Here is a 266-nt window from a genome sequence, read left to right as displayed (position 1 = left end):
AACCGACAAAGTTGACCTTAATATCACCGTTCGTGGTGGTGGTAACAACGGTCAAGCTGGTGCGATTCGTCACGGTATCAGCCGCGCATTAGTCGAATATAACAGCGAATTGAAAACTGATTTACGTAGCGCCGGATTCATCACTCGTGATGCGCGTGCCGTTGAACGTAAGAAAATCGGTTTACATAAAGCTCGTAAGAAACCACAGTTCTCTAAACGTTAATTCAACGTTGATTGGACAAAAAAACCACCTTCGGGTGGTTTTT

1 protein-coding gene is annotated in these 266 nt (G+C 44.4%); it reads left to right on the top strand.

What is annotated here, in order from left to right; all coding sequences use genetic code 11:
- On the top strand, positions 1-223 hold a 223-nt coding region (rpsI, locus tag B3182_RS08640), incomplete at its 5' end, for a 30S ribosomal protein S9 (RefSeq protein WP_292752374.1).
- Between the last annotated feature and the right edge of the window lie 43 nt (positions 224-266).

It is taken from the genome of Methylophaga sp. UBA4204, assembly GCF_002379485.1.
Classification (GTDB): domain Bacteria; phylum Pseudomonadota; class Gammaproteobacteria; order Nitrosococcales; family Methylophagaceae; genus Methylophaga.
Note: the sequence above shows the minus strand (reverse complement) of the source record. Positions and strands in the feature narration are given on the sequence as shown.